Source organism: Chitinophaga sp., assembly GCF_036566945.1.
GTDB lineage: Bacteria > Bacteroidota > Bacteroidia > Chitinophagales > Chitinophagaceae > Chitinophaga.
On sequence record NZ_DATCVJ010000818.1, the window covers coordinates 1 to 4,457 of the forward strand.

At 42.6% G+C, this 4,457-nt stretch carries 5 protein-coding genes and 1 pseudogene; all 6 read right to left on the reverse strand.

Annotated features, from left to right (window positions below; translation table 11 throughout):
• Window positions 1–248: 248 nt before the first annotated feature.
• Window positions 249–659, reverse strand: a complete 411-nt coding sequence (locus tag VIP81_RS24725; RefSeq protein ID WP_089891713.1) for an OsmC family protein — start codon at window positions 657–659, stop codon at window positions 249–251.
• Between the two features lie 202 nt (window positions 660–861).
• On the reverse strand, window positions 862–1,491 hold the full coding sequence (locus VIP81_RS24730) for an NAD(P)H-dependent oxidoreductase (RefSeq protein ID WP_331967633.1): 630 nt from the start codon (window positions 1,489–1,491) through the stop codon (window positions 862–864).
• 94 nt (window positions 1,492–1,585) lie between these two features.
• Window positions 1,586–2,113, reverse strand: a complete 528-nt coding sequence (locus tag VIP81_RS24735) for a YceI family protein (RefSeq protein ID WP_331967635.1) — start codon at window positions 2,111–2,113, stop codon at window positions 1,586–1,588.
• A gap of 35 nt (window positions 2,114–2,148) precedes the next feature.
• On the reverse strand, window positions 2,149–3,021 hold the full coding sequence (locus tag VIP81_RS24740) for a pirin family protein (RefSeq protein ID WP_331967637.1): 873 nt from the start codon (window positions 3,019–3,021) through the stop codon (window positions 2,149–2,151).
• A gap of 103 nt (window positions 3,022–3,124) precedes the next feature.
• The gene (locus tag VIP81_RS24745; RefSeq protein ID WP_331967639.1) at window positions 3,125–4,033 is read right to left on the reverse strand and encodes a helix-turn-helix domain-containing protein; all 909 of its coding nucleotides are present in this window, start codon (window positions 4,031–4,033) and stop codon (window positions 3,125–3,127) included.
• Window positions 4,026–4,457 (reverse strand): annotated as a pseudogene (locus VIP81_RS24750) (chromosome segregation protein ScpA); the annotation flags it as partial. The pseudogene VIP81_RS24750 and the gene VIP81_RS24745, both read right to left, overlap by 8 nt.

The window sequence follows — 4,457 nt, forward strand, 5'->3', positions numbered from 1 at the left end:
CCGTGGTTGGCATATCCCCTGGTATCTGCACGATGAATAACTTTTTTCATAACTTAATCTCCTTTGTTTAATACATCACAAATGTCGCTATAAACGCCCGCCTGAAGAATGGATGATCTGTTGAAAAACGTGGACAAAAAGCGGAAAAGCAGAAGGCTATTGAGGCGAATAACCAAAGCGGAAATAATATTCGCTTAGATCATTCGCCTCAATAGCCTTCTGCTTTTTGCTTTCAGCTTTGTGTTTACTTATACCAGTTTCGCATCGGAAGTAATGGTAGCGTTTAACAGCTTACTTACAGGGCAATTAGCTTCTGCGTCTGCTACAAACTCAGCAAATTTTGCTGCATCCAAACCTTCAACGCTGGCAGTTACTTCCAGGTGGCTGCTGGTGATAGCACCATTATCCAAAGTGATAGTACATTTGGTATCAATGTTACCAGGTGTAAAACCAGCACCGGTGATAACAAAGCTCAGTTTCATGGTAAAACAACCAGCATGCGCTGCTGCAATCAGTTCTTCGGGGTTAGTACCAATACCATCTTCAAAACGGCTGCTGAAAGAGTACTGAGTCTTGTTTAATACAGTGGACTGAGAAGTTAAAGTGCCTTTACCTTCTTTACCGGTACCTTGCCAATTGGCAGATGCAAATCTTTTCATATTAATTTTTTATTTTTTCCTGTTAGAAAAATCAGTGTGGACGCCCAAATTACAAATTAATCGGCAATAAAAAACCCCTGGGAAGCAGAAAGGAGAAGGCAGAAAGCAAAAAGCTATTGTAGCGATTGGTTTTAACGAATAACAAATATCCGTATTAATCAATCGCTACAATAGCTTTTAACTTTATCCTTTCTATCTTCTCTTATATCGTTTCTACCAGTTCTGCCATTGGCTTACGTACCTTCTTAGCATGTTGCATAACATCATCAGCTGCTCTGAATCCCACACCAGCAATTACTACGGCAGTAAGACCTTTATCTTTCAGTCCTAAAATTTCATCATACTTTGCTGCGTCAAAGCCTTCCATAGGGCAGGCATCCACGTTTTCAACCGCTGCGGCAGTAAGCAGGGTACCCAATGCCAGGTAAACCTGTTTAGCGCTCCATACGGCAGTTCCTTCTGCACCTAAGCGGGTAACAACTCCCTTCGTCATTCCGGAAAAACCTGCCAGCTGCTCAGATACTATGTTGCGCGTTTCCGCGATATTATTCATATAGTCATCTACGTGAGATTCATTCAAGTCTGTATATCTCGCAAAAACAATCAGTTGTGATGCATCCGTGATCTGTGACTGATTATTGGAGGCGGCCTTCAATTGCTCACGTACTGCCGGATTCTCTACAATCAGGATCTTATAGGGTTGTAAACCATAAGAAGACGCCGAAAGTCTTGTTGCGGCAATTAGTTTATCCAGCTGTGCTGCACTCAGTTTCTTAGCCGGATCAAATTTCTTAACGGCATAACGCCATTCCAGTTTATTCAGAATATCCATCTTCCTCTATTATTTCGTCATTATTATTCAGATATGCTGTTCCGGATACAGGGCTGTAAATAAACAGCATATCTAAATAATGATATGAAAATGCTTATTGTTTTATCATTTGTACACTCGCCAGTAACTTCACCTCATCGCTTAGTAATAAGCCACCAGTTTCAGTTGTAGCGTGGAAAGTAAGACCAAAATCTTTACGGTTAATCTTACCGCTTAATTCAAATCCTGCTTTAGTCTGACCATATGGATCTACTACTTCGCCACCAAATTCAACATTCAATTCTACCGGACGGGTATTATCACGGATGGTTAAATCACCTACCAGTTTATAAGTATCTGCGTCTATCTTCTTTACTTCTTTAGACACGAATGTCAGCTTTGGATATTTTTCTGCTTCAAAGAAATCTCCTTGCTTCAGGTGAGCATCACGCTGCGCATTCTGTGTGGAAATACTGTCGATGTCTGCTTCGAAAGAGATATTAGCAGTGCTGAAATCATTATCGGCAGTAGTCTGCATGGTACCATCAAATTTTGCAAACTGACCGGTTACAGTCGTGATCATCAGGTGCTTGATTTTAAATTGCACGTCACTGTGTGAAGGATCAATTTTCCAGGTTGTCATATAGTTTTTTGTTTTAGTATTGTTAGATAAAGTGATTAATGTAATTCGCCCATTTTACCGGCGTTGTAGTCGTCAATAGCCGCTCTGATATCTTCTTCCGTATTCATTACAAAAGGACCGTATGCAAAAATGGGTTCATCTATCGGTTCTCCGCTCAACACTACCATGGCAGTGTCTTTCAGCGCAGTAATCGTAATGTCTGTACCATTCTTTTCGAATAAAGCGGTTTCTACTGCTTTCACGGATTGTCCGTTGATAGCCGCTTCTCCCTGAAACACTACCGCTATTGTATTGAAATGTTCCGCTACCGTAATGGTGATGCTGTCATCTTTTTTCAGATGCACATCCAATACATTCACGGGTGAAAAAGTAGTAGCGGCGCCTTTAGTACCGTTATATTCTCCGGCAATCACTCTTACATAACCTTCTGCGCTCACCTTTACTACAGGTATATCTGCTTTGGTCAGGTTCTGATAAGCCGGTGGGTTATTTTTAAATGCTTTGGGAAGATTTACCCACAGCTGGGCAAATTCCGCCTTACCACCTGTTTTAGTGAATGCTTCGCTGTATTTTTCTTCGTGTAAAATTCCTCCTGCAGCGGTCATCCATTGTACATCACCGGGGAAAAGAAATCCGTGGCTACCGGTAGAATCCCGGTGTTCCAGTTCTCCCTGGTACACGATGGTTACTGTTTCAAAACCTTTGTGCGGATGTTCGCCTACGCCACGGGGCCTTGGGCTGGGTGGTATGTAGTTGGGAGCGGCGTAGTCCATCATAATAAATGGGCTCACCTGGTTATTTTCAGAACGGGTGCCTCCTGGTAAGGTGCTTTGCACCCTGAAACCGTCGCCTACCATATGTGGGGCGGCTGCAATGACTATCTGGCTTACATGTTTTTGTGTGTTCATATTGTTTGCCTCCTAAGACAACACAAAAGTACATGTTACAACATCATTTAAGAATGGATAAAACACTGCTAGTGATGGACTTTTTTAAAATCCAGCGGAAATCCTATGCAGACGGGCTTATAGAAGAACGGGATGCGTCCTTAAATTCAGAAGGGCTCTGGTTGGTGTATTTCTTAAAAAAGCGGCTGAAATAGTGAGGATCGTCAAAACCCAGCTTGTAGGCTATTTCTTTGGCGGTAAGGTCTGTATTGTACAAATAGCGCTGCGCTTCAAGGATCACACGATTACGGATGTGTTCGCCAGCGGTAATTCCTGATAATTGCTTGCTGATTTCGTTTAGCAATACCGGTTTTATATGTAATAAACCTGCATAGTCAGATACCGTTTTTAACTCCTGGTACTTTTCTTCTATCAGGTTTTTAAATTTCAGGAAGACAGAACTATTGTGGACTGCATGCTGCTCCGGGGAGATACCCACATTTTCGCCCTTGATACGCGATGCCAGCACCAGGAAATAGCGTAGCAAGCCATGCAGGGCCATATCATATTCAGGTTCCTGCAGTGTTAATTCTTTCATCATCAAACGAACCACGGCGTCAATATCCTTTTCCTGTTCATCATTAAGGTGGATAACGCTGCTAAACTGGCTATTAAAAAACAGGCCGGAGTTAATGCCCGATACCTGTGTCTGATCTTTTAAGCACATAAAAGCATCCCGGAATGCAATCATGAATCCATCAATCTTTTCAGTAGCCTGCAGGTTATGCACCTGTCCCGGAGCCACAAAGAAAAGGGTGTTCTTTTTTACTTCGTAGGTCACTGTATCGATAGTATGCAACAACTTCCCTTTCTTGATCCAGTAAATGGTATAGAAATCATGCCGGTGAGGCACACCAATCTGGTCAAAAAAAGAGTTTCCTAATTCACAAAGACCAGAGACCACAAAACCCGCATCCATTTGCGCGTATTCCGGTAAGGAAACAATTCCGATATTTTCACGTTTCTCAGCCATCTATTAAAGTTCCTGCGGGTTCCTCCTCCCTGTCGGAAGGATCAATGTATTCGATAATAAAGTTGTTCCTTCCTTCTCCCACCATAATCCCCATATGCTTCATTTGCACCAGTTCCAACATACTCAGGAACAGGAAAATGGCATGCACACGATCTTTACAGTGGTCAAATATTTTTTCGAAAGATAATGTACGCTCTGCCCTTGCCAATTCTTCCATATACATCCTGGAGCCTTCCATGGTATAATCATATTTATATACCACGTGCTGGGGCTTATTATCCCGCTCTTTCATGCGCTGCATCACCTTTTCAAAGGTTTTGGTCAGCTTAAAAAGGGTGAGGGTCTGCACCTCTGTACCTTCACTGGTGGCTTCCCCGATCTCGGCCAGCTCCTTCGCTATATTTCCGCGCTTCATCTGCAGCAT

Excerpts from the sequence above, each read along its gene's own strand:
- VIP81_RS24740 (WP_331967637.1), bottom strand. The coding sequence starts at position 3,021 with ATGAACACACAAAAACATGTAAGCCAGATAGTCATTGCAGCCGCCCCA.
- VIP81_RS24730 (WP_331967633.1), bottom strand. The coding sequence starts at position 1,491 with ATGGATATTCTGAATAAACTGGAATGGCGTTATGCCGTTAAGAAATTT.
- VIP81_RS24725 (WP_089891713.1), bottom strand. The coding sequence starts at position 659 with ATGAAAAGATTTGCATCTGCCAATTGGCAAGGTACCGGTAAAGAAGGT.
- VIP81_RS24735 (WP_331967635.1), bottom strand. The coding sequence starts at position 2,113 with ATGACAACCTGGAAAATTGATCCTTCACACAGTGACGTGCAATTTAAA.
- VIP81_RS24745 (WP_331967639.1), bottom strand. The coding sequence starts at position 4,033 with ATGGCTGAGAAACGTGAAAATATCGGAATTGTTTCCTTACCGGAATAC.